The organism is Falsiroseomonas sp. (genome assembly GCF_051859025.1).
Classification (GTDB): domain Bacteria; phylum Pseudomonadota; class Alphaproteobacteria; order Acetobacterales; family Acetobacteraceae; genus Falsiroseomonas.
The window spans coordinates 1-19,786 of record NZ_JBHYGL010000039.1; the positions used below are offsets into that span (position 1 = coordinate 1).

General features: G+C 71.3%; 16 protein-coding genes. 4 read left to right on the plus strand and 12 right to left on the minus strand.

What is annotated here, in order from left to right:
• Nucleotides 1-221: 221 nt before the first annotated feature.
• The 3 genes from ACTIE5_RS25965 to ACTIE5_RS25975 all read right to left on the minus strand — a co-directional run bounded on the left by ACTIE5_RS25965 (nt 222) and on the right by ACTIE5_RS25975 (nt 3,262).
• On the minus strand, nt 222-1,205 hold the full coding sequence (locus ACTIE5_RS25965; protein WP_439552640.1) for a tripartite tricarboxylate transporter substrate-binding protein: 984 nt from the start codon (nt 1,203-1,205) through the stop codon (nt 222-224).
• Nucleotides 1,206-1,302: 97 nt separating this feature from the next.
• Nucleotides 1,303-2,280, minus strand: coding sequence for a tripartite tricarboxylate transporter substrate-binding protein (locus ACTIE5_RS25970; RefSeq protein ID WP_439552641.1), 978 nt, complete (start codon nt 2,278-2,280; stop codon nt 1,303-1,305).
• Nucleotides 2,281-2,353: 73 nt separating this feature from the next.
• Nucleotides 2,354-3,262 (minus strand): LysR family transcriptional regulator, encoded by a 909-nt coding sequence (locus ACTIE5_RS25975; RefSeq protein WP_439552642.1) that lies wholly within the window; start codon nt 3,260-3,262, stop codon nt 2,354-2,356.
• Between the two features lie 111 nt (nt 3,263-3,373).
• Here ACTIE5_RS25975 and ACTIE5_RS25980 point away from each other — a divergent pair, with 111 nt between their 5' ends.
• The 4 genes from ACTIE5_RS25980 to ACTIE5_RS25995 all read left to right on the plus strand — a co-directional run bounded on the left by ACTIE5_RS25980 (nt 3,374) and on the right by ACTIE5_RS25995 (nt 10,251).
• Nucleotides 3,374-3,613 carry a DUF1127 domain-containing protein gene (locus tag ACTIE5_RS25980; protein WP_439552643.1) on the plus strand — a complete coding sequence of 80 codons (240 nt, stop codon included), beginning with the start codon at nt 3,374-3,376 and terminating at the stop codon, nt 3,611-3,613.
• A 90-nt stretch (nt 3,614-3,703) separates the two neighbouring features.
• Nucleotides 3,704-5,101 (plus strand): glutamate--tRNA ligase, encoded by a 1,398-nt coding sequence (gene gltX, locus ACTIE5_RS25985; RefSeq protein WP_439552644.1) that lies wholly within the window; start codon nt 3,704-3,706, stop codon nt 5,099-5,101.
• 222 nt (nt 5,102-5,323) lie between these two features.
• Nucleotides 5,324-6,103, plus strand: a complete 780-nt coding sequence (locus tag ACTIE5_RS25990) for a hypothetical protein (protein WP_439552645.1) — start codon at nt 5,324-5,326, stop codon at nt 6,101-6,103.
• 122 nt (nt 6,104-6,225) lie between these two features.
• Nucleotides 6,226-10,251 carry a beta strand repeat-containing protein gene (locus ACTIE5_RS25995; RefSeq protein WP_439552646.1) on the plus strand — a complete coding sequence of 1,342 codons (4,026 nt, stop codon included), beginning with the start codon at nt 6,226-6,228 and terminating at the stop codon, nt 10,249-10,251.
• 180 nt (nt 10,252-10,431) lie between these two features.
• Here the strand turns inward: ACTIE5_RS25995 and ACTIE5_RS26000 are convergent, their stop codons facing one another.
• The 9 genes from ACTIE5_RS26000 to bamA form a co-directional block, all read right to left on the minus strand.
• Nucleotides 10,432-11,313 (minus strand): DUF697 domain-containing protein, encoded by an 882-nt coding sequence (locus tag ACTIE5_RS26000; RefSeq protein ID WP_439552647.1) that lies wholly within the window; start codon nt 11,311-11,313, stop codon nt 10,432-10,434.
• Nucleotides 11,310-12,737 carry a YcjX family protein gene (locus ACTIE5_RS26005; protein WP_439552648.1) on the minus strand — a complete coding sequence of 476 codons (1,428 nt, stop codon included), beginning with the start codon at nt 12,735-12,737 and terminating at the stop codon, nt 11,310-11,312. Before ACTIE5_RS26005 ends, ACTIE5_RS26000 begins: the two co-directional genes overlap by 4 nt.
• A 12-nt stretch (nt 12,738-12,749) precedes the next feature.
• Nucleotides 12,750-13,139 carry a lactoylglutathione lyase gene (gene gloA, locus ACTIE5_RS26010; RefSeq protein WP_439552649.1) on the minus strand — a complete coding sequence of 130 codons (390 nt, stop codon included), beginning with the start codon at nt 13,137-13,139 and terminating at the stop codon, nt 12,750-12,752.
• Nucleotides 13,136-14,044: an LpxI family protein gene (locus ACTIE5_RS26015; RefSeq protein WP_439552650.1), complete on the minus strand. Its 909-nt coding sequence runs from the start codon at nt 14,042-14,044 to the stop codon at nt 13,136-13,138. The genes gloA and ACTIE5_RS26015 overlap by 4 nt, the downstream gene beginning before the upstream one ends.
• Nucleotides 14,041-14,946, minus strand: a complete 906-nt coding sequence (gene lpxA, locus ACTIE5_RS26020; RefSeq protein WP_439552651.1) for an acyl-ACP--UDP-N-acetylglucosamine O-acyltransferase — start codon at nt 14,944-14,946, stop codon at nt 14,041-14,043. The genes ACTIE5_RS26015 and lpxA overlap by 4 nt, the downstream gene beginning before the upstream one ends.
• Nucleotides 14,943-15,434, minus strand: coding sequence for a 3-hydroxyacyl-ACP dehydratase FabZ (gene fabZ, locus ACTIE5_RS26025; RefSeq protein WP_439552652.1), 492 nt, complete (start codon nt 15,432-15,434; stop codon nt 14,943-14,945). The genes lpxA and fabZ overlap by 4 nt, the downstream gene beginning before the upstream one ends.
• Before the next feature lie 107 nt (nt 15,435-15,541).
• Nucleotides 15,542-16,573, minus strand: coding sequence for a UDP-3-O-(3-hydroxymyristoyl)glucosamine N-acyltransferase (gene lpxD / locus ACTIE5_RS26030; RefSeq protein WP_439552653.1), 1,032 nt, complete (start codon nt 16,571-16,573; stop codon nt 15,542-15,544).
• Nucleotides 16,574-16,577: 4 nt separating this feature from the next.
• Nucleotides 16,578-17,375 (minus strand): OmpH family outer membrane protein, encoded by a 798-nt coding sequence (locus tag ACTIE5_RS26035; protein WP_439552654.1) that lies wholly within the window; start codon nt 17,373-17,375, stop codon nt 16,578-16,580.
• Nucleotides 17,376-17,398: 23 nt separating this feature from the next.
• Nucleotides 17,399-19,729 carry an outer membrane protein assembly factor BamA gene (bamA, locus tag ACTIE5_RS26040; RefSeq protein WP_439552655.1) on the minus strand — a complete coding sequence of 777 codons (2,331 nt, stop codon included), beginning with the start codon at nt 19,727-19,729 and terminating at the stop codon, nt 17,399-17,401.
• Nucleotides 19,730-19,786: the final 57 nt, after the last annotated feature.

Sequence of the window (19,786 nt, forward strand, 5' to 3'; positions counted from 1 at the left end):
ACCACCTCGTCGTCGGTGAGCGGTTTCTATCCGCCAGACCCAGAACTGTCAAACGCGGCCCATCAACACCCCACCAGCCCGGGAAACCGAGGGAACTCCTGGGCCCGGGATGCAGAAGGGCGGCCCCACCGGGCCGCCCCTCCTCGCTCAGTCCCGAAATATCCCCAGAAAAAGCGCCCCGGCCCGAAAATTGGACCCGGGCGCCTTGCCCGGCGGGCCGCTCAGCTATCCGCGCGGATGTTGTTGTCGCGGATCACCTGGCCCCAGCGCTCGATCTCATTGGCCACGAAGCGCCGGCAGGTCTCCGGGTCGCTGGCCTGGATGTCGCAGCCCTGCTCCTCGATCCGCGCCTTCACCTCCGGCTCCCGCAGCACCTGGGTCAGGGCGGCGTGCATCCGGTCCAGGATCGGCTGCGGCGTGCCGGCGCGGCCGAACATGGCCCACCAGGTCGGCGCCTCGAAATCGCCGAAGCCCTGCTGCGCGAAGCTCGGCGCGCCCGGCACATGCCGGCTTTCCGTCCGCGTGGTGACGCCCAGCGCCCGCAGCGTCCCGGCCCGGATGTGCTGGGACACGATGACCACATTGGTCATGAACAGCGGGACCTCATTCGCCACCGCCGCCGTCACGGCCGGCCCGCCGCCGCGATAGGGCACATGGGTCAGCTTGAAGCCGTTCTGCTGCTGCAGCAGCGTGGTCGCGATATGCGCCAGCCCCCCGGCGCCGGAGGTCGCGTAATTGTAGCGGTCCGGCTCCCGCTTCGCCGCATCGACCACGTCCCGGAAGGTCCGGAAGGGGGTGGAGGCATGGCAGACCATCGCCAGCGGCCCCGTCGCCACCAGGCTGACCGGCGCGAAGGCCTCCAGCGTCCGGTAGGTCAGGCGCATGAGGGTCTGGTTCGGCCCCTCATTGTCGTACTGGAACATCCAGGTGGAGCCATCCGCCGGCGCCCGCGCCGCTTCCGCGGCCCCGATGGCGCCGGAGGCCCCTCCCCGGTTCTCGATCACCACGGGCTGGCCGAGCACGGCGCCGAGCCGGGCCTGGAACAGGCGGGCGATCGTGTCGGTGGAGCCGCCCGGCGCCCAAGGGACGATCAGGCGGATGGGTCGGTCGGGCCAGCTTCCCTGCGCGCGTGAAACGGAGGGTGCGGCGATGGCCGCGGCGGACCCCATGGCGGACAAGGCGATCAGACTGCGGCGCTGGAACATGCGCTCGATTCCTCCCGAAATTGGCGGGCAAGTGCCCTTTTTCGTCCCATGCCATCCTCCGGCGCCGCGCACAAGCGAAACGCCGGCCACGGACCCGTCAGCTATCCGCGCGGATGTTGTTGTCGCGGATGACGGCGCCCCATTTCTCGATCTCGGCCCGGACGAAGGCCTCGGTCTGCTGGGGCGTGCTGGCGACGATCTCGGCGCCCTGGTCGGCCATGCGGGCCTGGACATTGGCGTCCTGCAAGGCCTGCGCGACCGCCTGCTGCATCCGCGCCGTGATCGGCGCCGGAATCCGCGCCGGACCGATCAGAACCCAGTAGGTCAGGGCCTCGAAATCCGCGAAGCCCTGGTCGGCGAAGGGCACGACATCCGGCAGGAAGCGGCTGCGCGTCTTCTGGGTGATGCCGAGTGGCCGCAGCGAGCCCTGCCGGATATGCGGCAGGATGATCACGATATTGGACATGAACAGCGGCACATGGCCCGCCAGACTGTCCTGCAGGGCCGGCCCGCCGCCGCGATAGGGCACGTGCTCCAGTTCGAACCCGCCGCGCTGCTGCAGCAGCACGGTGGCGATATGCGCCCCGCTGCCCACGCCGGTGGTCGCGTAGTTCAGCGTCTTCGGCGCCCGCTTCGCCGCGGCGGTCAGCTGGCCGAAATTCTGGAAGGGCTGCTGCGGGTGGGTCACCAGCGCATAGGGGCAGGTGCCGACGACCGTGCAGTAGGTGAAGCTTTCCCCCGCGCGGTAGGGCAGCTGCATCAGCGTGTCGTTGGTGGCCAGCGTGTCGTTCGCCAGGCACCAGGTATAGCCATCCGGCGCCGCCCGGGCGGCCTCCCCATTGCCGACGGACCCCGAGGCCCCGGCCCGGTTCTCCACCACGATCGGCCGCCCCAGGATCTCCTGCATCTTGGGCTGAAGGATGCGGGCCACCGTGTCATTCGACCCGCCCGGCGGGAAGGGGATGATGATGCGGATGGGGCGGTCCGGCCAGGCGCCCTGCGCCCCGGCGATGGTCGGCATGGCCAGCCCGGCACCGGCAGCGGTGGCGGCCAGCAAGTGGCGGCGGTTCATCATCTTGGCTCTCCCTGATCCCTTGCCCCGCATTGCCGCATAGCGGGGCCGGTCGATCAAGGTCCGAACTGATTCGTCACGCCGCGATCGGCACGCCCGTCCCGCCCGCCCGGCCGAAGCCCTCCGCGATGTGGCGCGCCAGGGCATCCGCGGCCGGCACGCCCATCGCGGCTTCGTGACGCAGCAGCAGGATGCCCATCTCCGGCAGGGGCGGCAGCCCCTCCGCCTCCCCCATCCAGGACAGCCCCTCCGGCAGCGTCGTCGGCGTGCTGACCGTCAGCGCCAGCCCCGCCAGCGCCACGGTGAAGCACCCCGTCTGCGTGGCGGAGTTATAGGTGACGCGCGCCGCCCTGCCCTGCTGCCGCAGCGCCCCCAGCGCCGCGTTACGCCAGGGGCAGCCCGAGGCCGGCAGCGCCATGGCCAGCGGCAGCGGGTCCCGCCGCTGCAGCGCGTGCCGGGGGCTGCCGACCCAGCGCAGCGGCCCGCGCCAGATGCGCTGCGCGGCGCTTCCCGGCGCCTCATGCCCCTCCGTCAGCAGGGTCATGTCGAGCCGCCCTTCCCGGAACCGCTCCGCCAGCACGTCGGAGTTCAGGCAGGTCACGTCCAGTTCCACCGCCGGATGCGTCTCCGCGAAGCGGGCCAGGATCTGCGGCAGCCAGTTCAGCGCGTAGTCGTCCGGCGTGCCCAGCCGCACCGTGCCCACCATCGGCGGCGCGCGGAAATTGCCGATGATCTCGTCGTTCAGGGCCAGCATCTCCCGCGCCCGGTCCAGCAGCCAGGCGCCCTGCGGCGTCGGCTGCACGCCCTTCGGCGTGCGCATCAGCAGGGGATGGCCCAGCGTCTCCTCCAGCCGCCTGATCTGCATGGAGATCGCGCTCTGTGTCCGCCCCACGCGTTCGGCGGCGCGGGTGAAGGACCCGCCCTCCGCGATCAGCACGAAGCTCCGCAGCAGATCGGGGTCGAGGCCGGGGGGTGGGGCTGCCATGGGCGCCATCATCAACAACTCTGATGCGCTACGTCAACAGAACTCGTTTTACTGATCCCTCTCGCTATCCGATCCTTCCGGTGCCACCACACACCGTAAGGATCGCCCACCATGTCCGGCTTCGTGATCACTCCAGGCTCCCTCCGGCACGGCGCCCGCGCCGCCCGCCGCAAGGCAGCCGGGGGCAACACCTGGCTGGGCTGGCTCGGCCAGGCATTCCGCGCCGTCACCACGCGCCGCTACCTCGCGGAGATGGATGACCACATGCTGAAGGATATCGGCCTGACGCGGATGGATGCGGCGCAGGAAGCCAACCGCGCGCCCTGGGATTTCGGCCCCCGGTCCATGTAGAGGGCCGATCGGCGCCCGCCGGCAGTTCCGGCGGGCGCCGATCTGCGCTACCCGGGCGGCCCTGCCTCGCCGTTTCCGGAACTGGAAGCCATGTCGGTCCGCACCCGCTTCGCCCCCTCCCCCACCGGCTACCTCCATATCGGCGGTGCCCGCACGGCGCTGTTCAACTACCTTTTCGCCCGGCGCCATGGCGGGCAGTACCTGCTGCGCATCGAGGATACGGACAAAAGCCGCAGCACCCAGCAGGCGGTGGACCAGATCCTGGAAAGCCTGGCCTGGCTCGGCCTGTCCCCCGACGAGCCCCCGGTGATGCAGTCCGCGCGCGAAGCCCGCCATGCCGAGGTCGCGCGCGATCTCCTCGCCAAGGGCGCTGCCTACCTGGCCTATGACACCCCGGAGGAACTCGCCGCCGCCCGCGCGGAGGCCGAGGCCCAGAAGCGCCCCTTCAAATATGATGGCAGCCGCTGGATCGGGATCGACCCGTCCCAGGCCCCCTCCATCGCGCCGGCCATCCGCATCAAGGCCCCCAAGGGTGGGGAGACCCTGGTGCCCGACCTGGTGCAGGGCGATGTCCGCGTGAACCATGCGGAGTTGGATGACATGATCATCCTGCGCTCCGACGGCACGCCCACCTACCTGCACGCCGTGGTGGTGGACGACCACGACATGGGCATCACCCATGTCATCCGCGGCGACGACCACCTGACCAACACGTTTCGCCAGTGCATGGTCTATGACGCGATGGGCTGGCACCGGCCGGCCTTCGCGCACATACCCCTCATCCACGGGGCCGACGGCGCGAAGCTGTCGAAGCGCCACGGGGCGGTGGGGGCGCTGGAATTCCGCGACCAGGGGCTGCTGCCGGAAGCCGTCTGCAACTACCTGCTGCGCCTCGGCTGGGGCCATGGGGATGAGGAGATCGTGCCGCGGGATCGCGCCATCCAGCTCTTCGACCTCAAGGATGTCGGCCGCGCGGCGTCCCGCATGGACTATGCCAAGCTGTCCCATGTGAATGCCGTCTATCTCCGCGCCGCCGATGACGACCGGCTGCTGCATGAGGTCACCGCCCGGCTGACGAAGCGCGGCATCGATTTCGGCACCACCGCCGCCGCCCGCATCCGCGCCCTGATGCCGGATCTGAAGGAACGCGCCCGCACCATCGACGACCTGGCCACCGCCACGATCTTCGCGGTCGGCGACGGCGCGCCGGAACCCGATGCCAAGGCCGCCGCGCTCCTCACCCCCGAAGCCCAGGCCCGCCTGGCCGACCTGGCCCAGTTCCTCGCCGACGCGCCGTGGGAGAAGCAGGATCTGGAGAAGTGGCTGCGCGACTATGCGGAGGTGAAGGGCGTGAAGCTCGGCCAGGTCGCCCAGCCGCTCCGCGTGGCGCTGACCGGCAGCACCCAGTCGCCACCGATCGACGCGGTGCTGGTCGCGCTCGGCCGCACCGAATCCCTCACCCGCATCGCGGCCGCCGCCAACCGCTGACCGCCCCCCCCCGCCGCCCCCGCCTCGGGGGCGGCGGAAGGGCCGATGCGCGCCGCTGGGCCTGGGCCGCTTCTCCTGTCTCGCGCGATAATTTTGTACAAATAATAAGAATGCGCAACCGATTAGGCATAATCGGTCGATTGCGCTTGACCTCGCCTCCCGACGATATCTAAAAAATAACTTAAGAGGCGTGATTTGGTTCGCCTCCCTCAGGAGGATGTCATGCGTGGTTTGCCCAAGCTGGCTTTCTGGATCCTCGGCCTCACCGGTGTCGCCCTCTGGACGGGGCTCATCATGACCCTCGCCCACCTCCCTTTGCCCGTTGAGCTCGCGCTCGGCGGCATGGGCCTGGTCACCTGCTTCTGGGGCCACGCGGTCCTCTACCCCACCGAACGCGTGACCCTCGCCGCCGCCGCCCCCGGCCGCATGGGGCGTGAGGACATGCTCCAATCCGTGGCCAGCCATCCGTTGCCGGTCGGCAACGCCCGCGCCCCGGTCACGCGCCGCCCGCGGGACGCCGGCCCGGGCCTGCCCCTGGCGTCCCATGCCCGGCTTGGCCAGGACGTCCCCGCCGGGGACCTGCCGCCCCTGCTGCGCTCCCCCTTCGAGGAAGCGGCCCGCATGGAAGCCCGCCGCCTGGCGGAAACCGTCACGGCCACCGGCATCTTCGGCCCCGTCACCGTCACGCTGGAGGCGGATGGCAGCGCCATCGTCGCCCCCGTCCAGGCGGAAAAGGGCGTGCGGGTTCCCGCCAATACCCTGCTGCGCTTCGCCACCCTCGCCACCCAGTCCGATGGCCTGGCCCCGGGTGGGCAGCGCCGGGAGGGCCTGGCCGGCGCCGGCAACTGGCCCGGCGAGGATCTGCACGCCGCGCTCGATGCCCATATCCTGGCCGCGTCCATGGATGCCGCTTCCGCCGCCATCATCCCGGCGCCGGCCCCGCCCGCGCTGCCCGCACCGGCCTGGTCCTCGCCCCATGGGGCCCAGCCCCGCGGCGCTTGAGCGAAAGCCAACCGCGGCGCATGGACGGATCGCTGTCCAAAATATTAACCGCCGTTGCACCGCCGGGCTGATCCAGCCGATAATGACGTCCCTTCCCGACGCCCCGCTGCCAGGACCCCTTCATGCCCGTGATCGTCGGCGGTGACGGCGACGACGTCGCCACCCCCAGCTTCCAGTCCATCGACGTCACCGGCGGCGCGCCCGGCCCGGGCGCCGATACCCTCTTCGGCCTGCGCGGGCATGACACGCTGGATGGCGACGCCGGCGACGATCGCCTGCATGGCGATGAGGGCAATGACGTCCTGGTCGGGGGTAACGGCGCCGACACCATCTTCGGGCTCGAGGATAATGACGCCCTCTATGGCGGCCCGGGGGCGGACAGCCTGTTCGGCGGCGACGGCGCCGATTCGATCATCGGCGACGCCGATGGGGACACGCTCTTCGGCGGGGAAGCCGCCGATACGCTGGATGGCGGCATCGGCGATGATCGCCTGTTCGGCGAAGCGGGCGCGGACAGCCTGAACGGCGCCGATGGCCGGGACACGCTTTCGGGCGGCATCGCCGCCGACAGCCTCGATGGCGGCGCCGGCGACGACCAGGTCAATGGCGATGACGGCACGGATTGGCTGGCCGGCGGCGCGGGCAGCGACACGGTGAATGGCGGGTCAGATGACGATACGCTGGAAGGCCAGGCGGACAGCGACCTGCTGAATGCCGAAGCCGGCACGGACAGCCTGGTGGGCGGCGCCGGCGACGACACGCTGAATGGCGGCGACGATGCCGATTCCCTGGATGGCGGCGATGGCGCCGACCAGATCAACGGCGAACAGGGAACCGATCTCCTCGCCGGCGGCAGCGGCGCGGATACGCTGTCGGGCGGTCTCGACGCCGATACCCTGTCGGGCGGATCGGACAATGACCTCCTCGATGGCGGGGCCAGCCAGGACATCCTGGCGGGCAATGCCGGGGATGACACCCTGTCCGGCGGCGATGCCCCGGATACGCTGCTTGGCGGCGACGGCAACGACATCCTGTCCGGCGATGCCAGCGCCGACAGCCTGGATGGCGGCGCGGGGCAGGACACGCTGCGCGGCGGGCTCGATGTCGATACGCTCGATGGCGGCACGGGCAACGACAACCTCGATGGCGGCGAAAGCGCCGACAGCCTCTGGGGCGGCGAAGGCGACGACGTGCTGCTGGGCGGCGTCGATGCCGATACGCTGCGCGGCGCGGAGGGCAACGACACCCTGATCGGCGGCGCGGGGTATGAGCTGATCGATGGCGGCGCCGGCGACGACTACATCGCCAATGGTGCCGGCGAGGATCAGGTCGATGGCGGGGACGGCATCGACCGCATCGATTTCTCCGGCGTCACGGGTGCCGCGCCGGGCAGCGTCTTCACCGTCAACCTGCCCGGCTTCACCTTCGGGGAAGGCGCCTTCGCCACCGGCGGCCTCGCGAATTTCGAGAACGTCACCGGCTCCGCCTATGCCGACCGCATCATCGGCACGGAGGCCGCCAACCAGTTCCAGGGCGGCGCGGGCATCGACACGCTGTCGGGCATGGGGGGCAATGACAGCCTCTTCGCCGGCGCCGACGGCGCCTCCCTCTCCGGCGGCGAGGGGCAGGACTACCTTGATGGAGGCACCGGTGCCTCCACGCTCCGCGGCGATGGCGGGCAGGATGTGCTGCAGGGCGGCACGGGCCATGACCTGCTGGATGGCGGCGCGGGGAACGACACCGTCGCGGGCGGCGCGGGCGACGATACGCTGGCGGGCGGGGATGGCAGCGCCGATATCCTGTCCTACCGCGATGCCGCGACCAGCACCGCGATCAACATGGCCAACGGCATCGCCACCGATGGCCTGGGAGGCACGGACAGCCTGGCTGGCGGCATGGCTGGCGGGTTCGAAGGTGTCTATGGCGGCGATGCCGCGGACACCATCACCGGCAGCGATGCCGGCGATTCCATCTGGGGCTTCGGCGGCGCGGACCGGATCGCGGCCGGCGATGGCGCGGACAGCGTCTTCGGCGGCGATGGCGCGGACAGCATCGGCGGCGGCGCCGGCCATGACCTGCTGGAGGGGGGCGCGGACGCCGATACCCTCCTCGGTGAGGGCGGGAACGACACGCTGCTCGGCATGGCGGGCGATGTGCTGGATGGCGGTGCGGGGAACGACATCCTCGGCGCCACGCTGCCCGGCGCCGTCAGCCTCTCCGGCGGCGAGGATGACGACACGCTGCTGGGCAGCGCCTCCTCCACGCTCGATGGCGGCGCGGGCAATGACTATCTCTCGGGTGGCCTGGTCCTCGATGGCGGGGATGGCGAGGACACGCTGGTGGGGCTCGACGGCTCCCGGCTGTCCGGCGGCGGCGGGCATGACATCCTGACGGGCGGCGCGACGCTGTCGGGCGGCGATGGCGATGACCGCCTCTCCACCAGCATCGCGGGCGCGGCCAGCCTGGATGGCGGCGCGGGGAATGACAGTCTGACGGGCAGTGCCGGCGCCACCACCCTGGCGGGCGGCACGGATGACGACACCATCGCCGCCTTCGGCGGCAACCTGGCCCTGGGCGATGCCGGGCGCGACCTGCTGCGGGACCTCGGCACCGGGGGCGCCAGCCTCTCCGGCGGCGAGGGCGCCGATACGCTGTTCGGCGGCACCGGCGCATCCCGCCTGTCCGGCGATGGCGGGGATGACCGCCTGGTGGGCGGCACCGGCGCCAGCACCCTGTCCGGCGATGCGGGGCAGGACAGGCTGGAAGCCGGGGGCGCCAATCTGCTGCTGGGCGGCGCGGACCGGGATGTGCTGCTGGACCTCGGCGCCGGCGGCGCCACCCTGGCCGGCGGCCTCGGCGCGGATACCATCACCGGCGGCACCGGCAATTCCCTGCTGCTGGGGGAGGGCTCGAACGACGTCATCAATGGCGGCATCGGGGCCGATACCCTGTTTGGCGCGGCCGGGGACGACACGCTGACGGCCTATGGCGCGCAGTACCTCGTCGGCAATGGCGGCTTCGACCTGCTGCGCAACCTCGGCGACAGCGGCGCCACGCTGTTCGGCGGCGGCGGCGATGACAGCCTGGTGGGCGGCCATGTCGATGACCAGATCTTCGGCAGCACGGGCAACGACACCCTGGCCACCGCCATCGGCGCCGCCATGCTGGATGGGCGGGAAGGCAATGACAGCATCGCCGCCGGCGGAACCCTGGCCTTCGTCGATGGCGGGCAGGGCGACGACATCATCCACCTGACCGGCAGCGCCCGGCTGGTGCGCGGCGCCGCGGGCGATGACCGCATCACCATCACCGGCACCACCGACGCGGTCGATGGGGGCTTCGGCGATGACACGATCGATGGTGGAGACGACGGCACGCGGCTCATCGGCGGGCTCGGCAACGACCTGCTGAGGGGCGGCGCCGGCGATGATGACCTCTGGGACAACAGCCCCGGCGCCGCCTCCGCCCCGTCCGCGCTGGTGGGCGGCGATACGCTGATGGGGGGCGGCGGCAATGACAGCTACCACCTGACCGACGCCGCCACCGTCATCATCGAGCAACCCGGCGGCGGCAGCGCCGACTGGGTCGCCACCCGGTTCGACTACACCCTGGGCGATGGGCTGGAGAATTTGAACCTGCTGGCCGGCCACGCCGGCACCGGCAATGCCGCGGGCAACATCATCCTGGGCAACAGCGAGGCCAATATCCTGGACGGCCAGGCGGGCGATGACGAGCTGCGTGGCGGCAAGGGGGACGACACGCTGCTGGGTGGCACGGGGCAAGACCTGCTGCGCGGCCAATCCGGGGCCGACAGCCTGCTTGGCGATGCGGGCGCCGATACGCTGGATGGCGGCCTGGGCGGGGATACGATGACCGGCGGCGACGGCGCCGACGACTTCCTGCTGGACCGGGACAGCGCCGGGCGACCCACCTGGTACGACGATTCCGACCTCGACCTCATCACCGATTTCGAAGCGGCGGAGGATCGGCTCGTCATCGCCGGGCACGGCTTCACGGATGCCGCGGCGGTGAAGGCGGCGATGGTGCAGTCGGGCGGGGATGTCGTGCTGACGCTCGGCACCGATACCCTCATCCTGCGCGGCGTGACGCTGGACCTTCTGGATGAGGGCAATATCGAGGTTCGGTAGCGCCGCGAAATCCGCTGGCGCCCGGCGTGGTGTTCCTGGTATGTTTCGCCATCGCCGGGCGATCTGCGCCCGCGAAGCACCGTTCATCTGGAAATCGGGGCCGGCCCGACCCCCGCGAAAACGGTGCTAAAAGTGCTAAAAGAGCTAAACCGGCCTAAGGATTGAGGACCGAGGCGCCGCCTATCGCGGCGTCACGATCCGGCAGGCCCGGGACGCCGCCCGCGCCAGCAGCAGCATCCGCCGCGCCGCCACGGCGCCGGTCGCGGCATCGCCCACCACGCTCGCCACCAGGGGGTTGGTCGTCACCGCTGTCACCGCAGCGTTGATGGCGATATCGGCTGCGGCCACGGCTCCGGCCTCGAACAGCGTCCGCCGCAGCAGTTTCAGTGTGCCCGCGAAGCCGGGCCGCAGCCCATGGATCGCCGCCACTTCCCGCACCAGGCGCACGCCGCGCCAGGCGATGAAGACCCCGTCCAGCGCGGGCGATGGCACGACCGCCGTGGCGGCAAGGGATTGCAAGGCCGCCGCCCGCCCCGCCGCCACCGCCTGGCGGTCCAGCGCCGCCAGCGGCCCGGCCTCCAGCAGCGCCAGCAGGGTCGGCAGATCAGGGGCCTGTTTCAGGGCCGGCAGCGTCGGCACCGCCGCTGGCACCCGCGCCGCCCAGTCCAGCACCGCGCGCCGCGCCGCGGCGTGGTCGCCCCTCGCCACAGCCTCCCGCCCACGTTCCACGCTCTCCAGCGCGGCGAGGCCGCGGAGTTCGCGGAATCCGGCCCAGCCGATCAGCCCGTAGCCCAGCGCGGCCACGCCGAGCGTCAGCCAGCCCAGCGGCGCGCCGCGGGCGAACTGGTCCGCGACAAAGCCCGCGACATCGATGGCGGACAGGCCGAGCAGCAGCACCAGTACGCCGGTGGCGGCGAGCGCCGGCGCCGACCAGCGCCGCGCGATCGGCGGCGGCGCGACGGGCACCACCGCCTGGTCCCAGCCGAGGTCGAGCCGCGGCGCCATGGGCGCTGCCTCCTCCGTCAGCACCCGCGGGCCACGCGATACCGTCTTCTCGCTCACAACAGGTCTCCGATCAGCGCCGCCAGCAGCGCGTCGAGACCCAGATGGGGAATGCCGGCGCCCCATTCACCCACAAAGGGGGCACCCACAAGAGGGGCACCCACAAGGCGGGGCGGCTGGAACGCCGGCATCTCGAAATAGGGGGCGTCCCAGAAATCCGGCTCGGGCCGGCGCATCGGCACCTCCCCGGGATAGACGGGCGTCAGGCGCCCATCCTTCATCAGCACGCCGCGCACCGCCGCGACCGGCCTGCCATCCAGCAGCGCGGAGGTATCCTCCGTGCAGCGGATGGCGGCGATCGCCCGCACCGGCGTCTCCGCCCCCGCCGGCCCCGGCGCCTGACGGCCGACAAGGTCCGCCATCAGGGAGGCCAGCGCATCCCGCGCCCGCGCGGGAACGTGATCCGCCTTGGTCGCCGCGAAGCCCACGCGCCGCACGCCCTGCCCCGTCAGCAGGTCGAGCCACCCGCCCCCCTGGCGCAGCGCGCGCGCAATGGCGGAAAGCGCTTCCGCCGTGTCGTCGAAGGCCTGTTCGCCGGCATGAAGCGCGCCGAGCGCATCCACCAGCACCACCTGGCGATGGAAGCGGCGGAAGAAGGGGTCGAAGAAGGCGGCGCGCTGGTCGTCGAGGTAGGCGGCATGCCGCCGCCGCAGCAGCTCGGAAAGGCCGCCCTCATGCCCCTCCGGCAGCGGGAAGAACCACAGCAGCGGCGCCTCCCCCCGCGGCCCGGGGTTCAGCGCCCGCCCGGGCTGGAGGAAGCGGAACCCCATACGGTCCCGAAGGCGCAAAAGCGCCGCGCGATACAGACGAAAGCCCTCCCGCGCCAGCGCCTCCTCCGCCGTGGCGCGCGGCGGCAGCGCATCGACGAAGGCCAGGAATTCCGCCGCCGCCTCCGCCCTCCGCCCGACGCGCAGCCGTGCCAGCGTCTCCCGCGACCACTCGGCGAAGCCTTGGTCCAACATCGGAAGGTCGAGCAGCCATTCCCCGGGATAGTCCAGCAGTTCCAGCGTGATCCGCCGGTCCCCCATCACCATCCCCCGCGCCTGGCCGAGCCAGGAGGCCGGGGAGATGGTGAGTTCCAGCTCAAGGGTGGAAAGGTCCTCCGTCCGCCCCGGCCAGCGCGGCGGATCGGCGGCAAGCGCCGCCAGGTGGCCGGCCGCGTCGAAGCGGGGCGTCGCCTCGACGCCTGCGGGCACCAGCCGCACGCCACGCAGCCTGCCGCCGGCCGCGGACTCCAGCGCCGGCAGCGTCCGTGCCCCCTGCCCCGCCGCCAGCAGGTTCGCAACCAGCGAGGTCAGGAACACCGTCTTGCCGGCGCGGGACAGGCCGGTGACGGCCAGCCGCACCCTCTCCCGCCCCGCCATGGCCCGCGCCAGGTCGGACATGCCGGCCAGCGCATCCTCCAGCGGGGTCAGGATCGGCATGGCGTGGCCGGGTTACTTCCGCTCGATCAGCTCGATCTTGTAGCCGTCGGGGTCTTCCACGAAGGCGATGACGGTGGTGCCGAACTTCACCGGCCCCGGCTCCCGCGTGATCTTGGCACCCGCCGCGCGCAGCGCCTCGCACATCCCATAGACATCCGGCACGCCGACCGCGAGGTGGCCGAAGCCGGTGCCGAGGTCATACTTCTCCGTGCCGTAGTTGTAGGTCAGCTCCACCACCGCGGCGCCGGTGGCTTCCTCGGCGTAGCCGACGAAGACCAGCGTGTACTTGCCTTCCGGCACGTCGCGGCGGCGCAGTTCCTTCATGCCGAGCAGCTTCGTGTAGAAATCGACGCTCCGCTCCAGGTTGCCGACGCGGATCATCGTGTGCAGCAGGCTGCTCATGGCAGGTATCCTTCCTCGTTCAGGGCCTTGTCGGCATTGAGCGCCGCCAGGAACAGCCCGGCGGCATCGGCGGCGGCAATGGTGGCTTCCCGGTCGATCACGATGGTGCCGTAATGGCCATCCCGCCGCGCTTCCACCGCGATCCCGCGCAGCCCGGCCTCCGCCACCGCGCGGATCGTATCCGGCCCGATCACCGGCAGATCCGCGAGCGCGCTCTGGGTCGGCTTCACGAGCTTCACCAGCACGCCGCCGGGACCCTCCCGACTCTGGCTGCCGGAGCGCGCGACCATCGCATCCGTTCCCTCGATGGCCTCCACCGCCAGCACCAGGCCCTGCTGCACGACGCAGCCCTGCCCGGTATCGGCGATGCCGAGTTGCCGGCACACCGCGATCCCGCGGCGGATGTCGGCCATCGCTGCGTCATCCGGCCGGGCGCGCGTCGGGACGCCTTCCTCCATGAGGAGCTGTTCGAAGACGTGCTGCGCGCCGATCGGCGTGAAGCCCTGTTCGCGCAGCACCGTGACCACAGCGGTCAGCAGCGCGTCATCGCCGCCGAACAGCGCCTTGCGCCCCACCCGCGCGACCAGCCGCGCGCCTTCCGCATCCAGCCGGAGCGACAGGATGGAAGGCCGCTTCACCCGCCCCGCCATCACCAATTCACGCACACCGGCGTGGCGCAGCACGGTAAAGAGGTGGCCGACCGCCCCCAGCCGGACCACGGCATGGGGGAAAGCCGCCCAGTCCCGCGGCTCCGCGAAACCATCGATCAGCGCGGCGAAGACCGGCCGACCCGCGCGCCGGGCCGCATCCGCGACGCGCAGCGGCATCACACCGCCGCCGGCGACAATACCCAGGGTCGAATTGGCAGCAGGCGCCGGGGGTCGCAGGGAGGGCGGCAGGCTCACGCGGCCTCTCCGCCCTCATCCTCCTCCGCGGCCCGGCCGAAGGGGCACAGCCCGTGGCGTCCGCGATTCGCGGCGAAGGACAGGATCTCCGCCACCAGCGCATTGCCGGGATGGGCGGCGGCGATCGCCTCCACATGGTCCTCCGGCCGTCCGCCGCGATAGAGGTCGTGCACCGCGCGCGCCACAACCATCACCTGGTCCTTGGACAGCCCCAGCCGGCGCCGCATGGCGATGGTGTTCAGGCCATGCAGCTTCGCGCGATAGCCCTTGGCCCGGCCATAGGGCAGCACGTTGCGTTCCACCCCGGACATGCCGGCGACCATCGCCATCCGCCCGATGCGGACGAATTGCTGCACCGCCGCGCCACCCTGGATGATGGCGAAGTCGCCGATCTCCGCATGGCCGGCCAGCATCACGTTGTTCACCAGGATCACGCCGTCGCCGATCCGGCAGTCATGCCCGACATGCGCCACGCACATCACCAGGCAATCGGCGCCGATGCGCGTCATGCCCTCGCCGCCCGTGCTGCCGCGGTGGATGGTGGCGTGTTCGCGGATCTGCGTGCGGGCGCCGATGGAAACGCCCGTCGGCTCGCCCTTGTACTTCAGGTCCTGGGGCGGCAGGCCGATGGTCGCGAAGGGGTAGATCTTCGCCCCCGCGCCGATGAAGGCGCGGCCGTCGACGACGACATGGGCCGTCAGCTCGACCCCCGCCTCCAGCACCGCATCGGCGGAGACGACGCAGCCGGGCCCGATGCGGCAGCCCTGGCCGATGCTGGCGCCGGGCGCCACATAGGCGGCGGGGTGGATGAAGGCGTCCGGATGGACGCCCGGGTGAGCAGGGGCGTCCGGATGGACGCCGGCAGGCGCTGGCACGGCGTCCACGGTGGCTTGTCCGTTCACTTATCGAGGATCATGGCGGCGTAGGTGGCTTCGGCCACGACCTTGCCGTCCACCTTGGCCTCGGCGCTGAAGCGCCAGATGTTGCCGCGCTGCTTTTCCTTCACGACATGCACGCGCATCTGGTCCCCCGGCACCACCGGCTTGCGGAACTTGGCGCTGTCCACGGTCATGAAATAGACCAGCTTGCCCTGGGCGGAGGGGCCGAGCGTTTCCACCACCAGCACCGCCGCGGTCTGGGCCATGCTCTCGATGATCAGCACGCCCGGGAAGACCGGGTGCTGCGGGAAATGGCCCTGGAAGAAGTTCTCGTTGATCGAGACGTTCTTGATGCCGACGGCGGAGACGTTGGGAACGATCTCCACCACCCGGTCCACCAGCAGGAAGGGGAAGCGGTGCGGGATCGCCTGCATGATGCGGGCAATGTCATAGGCTGCCACGGTCCCCTCGGGGGCGGGCACTGCTGCGTTCGGGTCTGCGTTCTGGTCCATCGTCGTCTCTTCCGTCCCGTCCCATCGCCCCGTGCCGCGCACGACCGGGGCTTCCGCCGGCCGACCAGGCCCTGACCGGCCAGACAGTCCCGGCCAGGCAGTGTTGGTCAGGCCTTCGCCGCGGGCTTCCCCGCGAGGCGCCGCAGCGTGGCGAAGGCGCGCAGTGTTTCCCGCAACGGCCAGGCCGGCGAACCGCCGACGACCTCACCAGCCCCGACATCGGACATCACGCCGGATTGCGCCGCGACCTGCGCGCGATCACCGATGCTCAGGTGGCCGGAAGTGCCGGATTGTCCACCCATCTGCACGCCGTCGCCGAGCACCGTGGAGCCGGCGATGCCGACCTGCGACACCAGCACGCAAGCGCGACCGGTCTTCACGTTGTGGCCGATCTGCACCAGATTGTCGAGGCGCGTGCCCGCGCCCAGCACGGTGTCCCCCTGGCTGCCGCGGTCCACGCAGGCATTGGCGCCAACCTCCACCGCATCGCCCAGCATCACGCGGCCGAGCTGGGGCATCGTCTCGAACCGCCCCTCCGGTGAAACGGCGAAGCCGAAACCCTCCTGCCCGATGCGGGCGCCGGGGTGCAGCACCACGAAGCGGCCGGCGACGCAGTGGCTCAGGCTGGCATGGGCGCCGATGCGGCAGCCCTCACCCAGCACCACGCCTTCGCCCACCACCGCATGGGGCCCGATCACGCAGCCCGCGCCGATCTCGGCGCCCGCTTCGATCACCGCATAGGGCCCGACCTGCACGCCATCACCGATGGTGGCGGCGGGATCGACGACCGCCGTCGGGTGGATGCCCGGCCGCGCGGGGGGCTGCGGAAACAGGCGGCGCGCCACGCGGCCAAAGCCGAGATAGGGGTTGGCGGCGACGATGGCCGCGACGCCATCCGGCACGCGGCCGGCGAAATCCCGGGCCAGTACGACGGCCGCGGCGCGCGTCTCCGCCAGCTTCGGCAGATAGCGTCGGTTGTCGAGGAAGCTGACATGGTCCGGCCCCGCGCCATCCAGCGGCCCGACGCCGGAGACGAGGCGCGCCGGGTCGCCGCCGACGAGTTCGCCACCCGCCGCGGCGGCGGCCTCGGCGAGGGTCAGCGCGCCCCCCGCCCGATGGAAGCGGGGATCGGCTGCCATGGGATCAGTTCCGCCGGGCGGGCGGGGCGGCGGCCGGCGGGGTCGCCGGCGCGGCAGGTGCCGCGGGCGTCGCAGCGGGCGGCGGCGGTTCGACCGGGGCCGCACCCTCCGGCAGCATCGTCACGCTGCGCAGCACGCGGTTCATCTGGGCGCTGATCTCATCCGTAAGGTCGAAGCCCGATTCGTTGAAGATCACGAGCGGCCGCGGCAGCACGATGTTCACGCCGCGCGATGCCGCGACCTGGCGGATCACGGCGCCCAGCGCCTGCTCGATCTGCTGCAGCGCCATCTGCGCCGCCTGGTCGATGGCGCGCGACCGGTCGCGGAAGATGCGCTGCGCATCGGTGATGCGGTCCTGCAATTCCCGTTCCCGGTTGCGCAGCTGTTCGGCCGGCAGCGTGGCGCGGGCGGCGGCCAGCGCCTGCTGCTCCTCACGCCACCGCGCCTGTTCGCGCTGCAGATCCTCGTTCAGCCGGGCGCGGCGACGCTCGATCTCCTCCCGCACCTGGTTGAACGCGGCGGAGAGGCGCTGGACCTCCGGGATGTCGACGATGGCGATGACCGGCGCGGGGGTGCGCTGGCCGGCGGCGGGCGCCGGCGGGCGCTGGGCCTGCTGGCCCTGCGGCGGGCGCTGCTGCTGGGCCGGCTGGCCCTGTGCCGGCTGCCCCTGGGGGCGCTGCTGGCCCTGGCCGGGCACGAACCATTCCTGCCCCTGCTGGGCCTGGGCCAACGCCGCCGGTGGCAGCGCCGGCGCCGTGGCCAGGGCGATCAGGGAAGCGGTCAGGAGAAGACGCAGACGCATCGGTCGATGATCCTGGAAACTGCTCAGAAGCGCGTGCCGAAGCCGAAGCGCACAAGCTGCGTCTCGTCATACGACTTCTTCACCAGCGCCTGGGCGATGTCGATGTTGATCAGGCCTACCGGCGTACGCCAGGACAGGCCGACGCCGGCACCCACGCGGGGGCTGCTGTCATCGGCCACGCCCGTGCCGGTGACAGGGGTGTTGGAGAGGGAGCCGACATCCACGAAGGCGCGGCCCAGCAGACCGAGTTCGGACGGCAGCGGCAGCGGGAAGCGCAGCTCCGTCGTCTGCGTCCAGATCAGGCGGCCACCGAGCGGGTCGCCCGAGGGCACGTCACGCGGACCGGCACCGGCCAGGGAGAAGCCGCGCAGATTGTCGCCGCCGAGGAAGAAGCGGTCGATGATCCGTTCCGGCCGGCCGCCCCAGGGCGTCAGCTGGCCGACGCCGGCCTGCAGGGCCAGCACGTAGTCGCTGTCGCCGAAGAAGCGTTCCAGCGGGATGTAGCCGGCGACGTCGCCGCGCAGACGCACATAGGCGACATCGCCACCGAGGCCCGCGACATCCGTGCCCACGCGGACGATGTAGCCGCTTTTCGGCTCGATCCGGCTGTCACGCACGTCATAGGACAGCGTCGTGCCGATCTGCGACAGCAAGGTCTGGCCGGACTGTTCGCGGATGAAGCGGCTCGCGTCGCTCGTGATGTCGAAGATGTCGCGCTGCACCAGGCTGTAGGCCCAGCTCTGGCGAACCCGCTCGTTGAACTCATAGCCCGCGCGCAACGCCATGCCGACGCGCTTCTCGCGGTAGCCCGACGTCTCCGTCAGGTTGCGCGTGATGTAGAAGAGGTCGATGCCCGCGGCCAGATTCCGGTCCAGGAAGGACGGGTCCGTGACGGAGAAGTCCACCTGGGTACGCCGCTGCGCCAGCATGGTCTGCAGCCGCGCATCGACGCCGGTGCCGAGGAAGTTGCGTTCCCGCACGCCGAAATCGGTCAGGAAGCCCGCATCGGTGGAGAAGCCACCACCCAGCGAGATCTCGCCCGTCGCGCGTTCCGTGATGGTGGTCTGCAGCACGGTGCGGTCGGGCGCCGAGCCCGGCTGCGCCGTGATCTCCGCCTGGCCGAAATAGCCGAGGTCGCGGATGCGCTGGCGCGAACGGCGCACCTGCGCGGCGTTGAAGGCATCGCCCTCCGCGATGCGGAATTCGCGGCGGATGACGCGGTCCTGCGTGCGGGCGTTGCCCTGGATGTCGATGCGCTCGACATAGGCGCGCGTGCCTTCGGCGATCTCGAAGGTGATGTCGACGCGACGCCCCTCGCGGTCCCGCACCACGCGGGGGCGGACCTCCACGAAGGGAATCCCGCGCAGGCCGACGGCATCGGACAGCGCCTCGACCGACCGTTCCACCGCATCGCCGTCGTACCAAGCGCCCTGCTCGACCGCGAGTTCGCGCATCAGCGCCTCGGGCTCCACGCCGCGCAGCGTGCTGGTGATCTGCACCTGGCCGACGCGGTAGCGCACGCCTTCGTCCAGCGTGTAGGTCACGAAGAAGCCGCTGCGGTCCGGCGCCAGTTCCGCCGTGGCGGACGCCACCTGCACATCGGCGTAGCCGCTGCGGAGGTAGTAGCGGCGCAGCAATTCGCGGTCGAAGTTCAGCCGCTCCGGGTCATAGATGTCGGAGGTGGAGAGGATGCGGTACCAGGCCTGTTCCCGCGTCGCCACCACGTCCCGCAGCCGCGTGTCGGAGAAGGCGTTGTTGCCCACGAAGTTGATGCGGCTGACCAGCGCGGCATCGCCTTCCGTGATCTCGAACACCACATCGACGCGATTCTGGTCGAGCTGGATGAGCTTGGGTTCGACCCGCGCCGCGAAACGGCCGCGGCGGGCATAGATGTCGAGGATGCGCTGCCGGTCCGCCTGCGCCTGCTGCGGCGTGAAGACCGCGCGCGGCCGCATCTGCACCTCCGGGCGCAGCACGTCGTCGCCGACCTTGCTGTTGCCCTCGAAGGCCACGCGGTTGACGATCGGGTTCTCCTCGACCTGCACGCGGATGCGGTCGCCGACGCGCGTCACCGTCACGTCGCGGAACAGGCCTGTCGCGAACAGGGTGCGCAGGCTGCGGTCGAGGCGATCCGCATTGAAGGCGTCGCCGGGCTGCAGCAGCATGTAGGAGCGGATCGTGTCCTGCTCGATGCGCTGGTTGCCGACCACGTCGATGCCGCGGACGGTGCCCTGGGCGGGCGCCGCCGCGGGCGCGGGCTGGCGCGGCTGACGGGTCTGCGCTTCCACCGGCAGCGCGAGCGCGACCGGGACAAGGCAGGTGGCGGCGAGCAAAAGGAGCCGGTTGGCGACCAAGACGCAATTCCCTGGGGGGGTGGGGGCGGTCCGGACACTAGCCGAGCGCACCCGGCG

Coding starts and splice junctions, on each gene's coding strand:
- ACTIE5_RS25965 (WP_439552640.1), bottom strand. CDS start 1,205: ATGTTCCAGCGCCGCAGTCTGATCGCCTTGTCCGCCATGGGGTCCGCC.
- ACTIE5_RS25970 (WP_439552641.1), bottom strand. CDS start 2,280: ATGATGAACCGCCGCCACTTGCTGGCCGCCACCGCTGCCGGTGCCGGG.
- ACTIE5_RS25975 (WP_439552642.1), bottom strand. CDS start 3,262: ATGGCAGCCCCACCCCCCGGCCTCGACCCCGATCTGCTGCGGAGCTTC.
- ACTIE5_RS25980 (WP_439552643.1), top strand. CDS start 3,374: ATGTCCGGCTTCGTGATCACTCCAGGCTCCCTCCGGCACGGCGCCCGC.
- gltX (WP_439552644.1), top strand. CDS start 3,704: ATGTCGGTCCGCACCCGCTTCGCCCCCTCCCCCACCGGCTACCTCCAT.
- ACTIE5_RS25990 (WP_439552645.1), top strand. CDS start 5,324: ATGCGTGGTTTGCCCAAGCTGGCTTTCTGGATCCTCGGCCTCACCGGT.
- ACTIE5_RS25995 (WP_439552646.1), top strand. CDS start 6,226: ATGCCCGTGATCGTCGGCGGTGACGGCGACGACGTCGCCACCCCCAGC.
- ACTIE5_RS26005 (WP_439552648.1), bottom strand. CDS start 12,737: ATGCCGATCCTGACCCCGCTGGAGGATGCGCTGGCCGGCATGTCCGAC.
- gloA (WP_439552649.1), bottom strand. CDS start 13,139: ATGAGCAGCCTGCTGCACACGATGATCCGCGTCGGCAACCTGGAGCGG.
- fabZ (WP_439552652.1), bottom strand. CDS start 15,434: ATGGACCAGAACGCAGACCCGAACGCAGCAGTGCCCGCCCCCGAGGGG.
- lpxD (WP_439552653.1), bottom strand. CDS start 16,573: ATGGCAGCCGATCCCCGCTTCCATCGGGCGGGGGGCGCGCTGACCCTC.
- ACTIE5_RS26035 (WP_439552654.1), bottom strand. CDS start 17,375: ATGCGTCTGCGTCTTCTCCTGACCGCTTCCCTGATCGCCCTGGCCACG.